This is a genomic window from Colwellia hornerae, assembly GCF_007954355.1.
Lineage (GTDB): Bacteria > Pseudomonadota > Gammaproteobacteria > Enterobacterales > Alteromonadaceae > Colwellia_A > Colwellia_A hornerae.
Genome location: NZ_VOLR01000060.1, coordinates 1 through 2,482, shown reverse-complemented (window position 1 = coordinate 2,482; position 2,482 = coordinate 1). Strand labels below are relative to the sequence as shown.

General features: G+C 35.5%; 4 protein-coding genes and 1 pseudogene. All 5 read right to left on the bottom strand.

Annotated elements, in window-relative coordinates; genetic code table 11:
• Positions 1-319: 319 nt before the first annotated feature.
• Complete coding sequence (locus ESZ26_RS18840) at positions 320-832, bottom strand: DUF6622 family protein (protein WP_146801325.1); 513 nt, start codon at positions 830-832, stop codon at positions 320-322.
• A 116-nt stretch (positions 833-948) separates the two neighbouring features.
• Complete coding sequence (locus ESZ26_RS18835; protein ID WP_146801323.1) at positions 949-1,245, bottom strand: HigA family addiction module antitoxin; 297 nt, start codon at positions 1,243-1,245, stop codon at positions 949-951.
• Positions 1,245-1,523, bottom strand: a pseudogene (locus ESZ26_RS18830) (type II toxin-antitoxin system RelE/ParE family toxin). The gene ESZ26_RS18835 and the pseudogene ESZ26_RS18830 overlap by 1 nt, the downstream one beginning before the upstream one ends.
• Positions 1,524-1,652: 129 nt before the next feature.
• Positions 1,653-1,925, bottom strand: coding sequence for a hypothetical protein (locus ESZ26_RS18825; RefSeq protein WP_146801321.1), 273 nt, complete (start codon positions 1,923-1,925; stop codon positions 1,653-1,655).
• A gap of 251 nt (positions 1,926-2,176) precedes the next feature.
• Positions 2,177-2,332, bottom strand: a complete 156-nt coding sequence (locus ESZ26_RS19315) for a hypothetical protein (RefSeq protein WP_170246421.1) — start codon at positions 2,330-2,332, stop codon at positions 2,177-2,179.
• Positions 2,333-2,482 lie beyond the last annotated feature (150 nt).

Below are 2,482 nucleotides of genomic sequence, written 5' to 3'. Positions count from 1 at the left end.
CGGCGTTAGGACGGCAATAGCCTAACGGCTATTGAACCGCGAACATAGACTGAAGACAGGTGCCACGACGAAATGAGTAAGGTAGGCGCTGCTAGCAAACAAGTTAGTAATCCACGAATATCAGCATAATAACCGACGAAATTACTTGCTTCATTCTATGCGTTAACTCACTTAATACTAAAAGTGAATACAATGGTTCTGAAATTAATGAACAAGGACCAGTGTATTTAACTTGACGTGGGGAGTCATACCAACGCCCGGTTAACAGGCAATAAAATTAGCGACGAAGGAGCAAAAGCCAACTGTTTTTTGTCCTTGTTTAACAGCTTGTAATACATTTTTTCGCAGATGCTTTACTTGCTTTAAACATAACAAAGCTACGGGATAAGAAAATACCGCTAAAAGCACCGTAAAGCAAACAGAGTAACACTACGAATATATGTTCACTTACTACGGGTAATCCTCTAGCAACAGCAAAACCGACAAAATATTTGGTAAAGAAAATAGCCATCATAAGAAATAAAGGAACCCAACTACCTGGAATTGTTAATTTATTACTTTGCCCAGAAAAGATAATCAAGTTTGGATATGCTAGCTTTAAACCAATGAATAAAGTAGTGACTAACCCCATAATCCATAGGCTCATAGTTAAATAAGAAAGCCCAAAAACAGAATAAACACCAAAAAATGAGAAAATGATCATTGCTATAGGCAAGATAAAAATCGTTTTAACTTTTACAACTCGCTCCTTACTTTGAATAAAACCTAAAACAAGTAACGTAAAAAAAACTGCAAAGACCCATTTTGGGGTATGACTTATTAACTCTGACAACGGCTATATCCTTTTGAAACGTATAACGCCTTAATAAGCAGAAAATAACGGTTGGTTATAATCGCGAAGCGATGGCCAACTGTTATTTTTCCTACTTGAGCAACTGGTTATATTTTTTATGCCACTGCAAAATTTACTAAATGGACATTGGTTAAGTTAATCTGTTGCTTCGCATGCCAAAGGTTGTAGTTATCTTGCATAGATAGCCAACTTTCAGGTGTTCTGCCAATTGCTTTAGATAATCGCAGTGCCATTTGTGGAGATATAGCACTTTGACCTTTTAGTACCCTATTTAAAGTGGATGATGCTACATCTAACTGTTTTGCTAAATAACGACAGCTAAAACCAGAAGGTTCTAAATAAACGTCGTAAATAAACTCACCAGGATGTGGCGGATTATGATACATACTCATTAGTTATAGTCCTCATAATTATGAATATAAGCATTACCATCGACAAATTCGAAAGTAACGCGCTAGTTACCGTTTACTGTAATTGACCAAATCCCATCTCGATCATCTTTTAATGGATGTAATTTAAATCCGAGTAAATTGATGTCATCAATCTCTTGTGCAGTATCGATTGCGGTAAGCTGCATACGCAATTTACGTTGATGCTTTGCCTGAATTCCTAAAACACTACCCGTCTGGAAGTATTTCTTAAGGCCTTTGTGTTTGAAAAATTTAATCATACAACAAGTGTAGCGTGATGCGCATCAATTATCGATGAAAATATAACGCCGCAATAAGCGTCGAGAAATTGTTGGTTAAAATGATCGGCACGAACAACAGCCAACTGTTTTTTGTCCGTTTGAAGGTTGTTAGCTGCGTTTAAGAGTTTTCACCAATTTAAGTAATAATGTCTCTTTTTTAGGTTCCGACCAATTACGAGCAAGGTAACCAATAATTAATCCAATAGCCACACTTAGCAAACTAGATAATCGACCATCATGATTATCACTAAAAATAAGAAAAACAGAAAGGTAAATCATAGGGATTAGTGCTGCAACTAAGACATACTTATACCAAAACCATCGATTAACAAACTTAATCGATTCATTAATTATTTTCACCTCAGGTTGACTTAATTCCATATGCACCTAATGCCCCACTAAGAGGCTTTTAATTGTTGGTTAAAATGTGAAGCGAAGCGGAAATTAACCAACTGTTAAAAGTCCTGCTTGAGTGGCTTGTATGTTGCAGGTTGACCACTACTTTCCATTACTGGACTATAAAGTCCCCCAAATTGCAAATACTATTGATAACACACTAAGCCAAACAAGTACCTTCATAGATCTACTTTTAGATTTACTGACTTTAAACAAAATGAAAGCTGGGACTAATCCTAAAATACCCCAGTATTGATAGGTACCGATTCAAAAGGATCAAATACACTTTCAAACTCTTTAATAAATATAAAAGCCCCATACGCAAACCAACTAAAATAAAGCGTTGAAACTGTGGCGGCTAATAATTGAAAATTACTCTTAATCTGATTCATGAACTGCATCTCTTTTTACAACATAACGAGCCTGTAGAATTACTCGTTTTTAAAATTATTTTTAATCAAAATACTCTAACTGGATTGTTTTCTTTTAACAATCAAAAACGTTTACGTTTTTGGCGATTTCTATTTTTACATCGTTGAGCA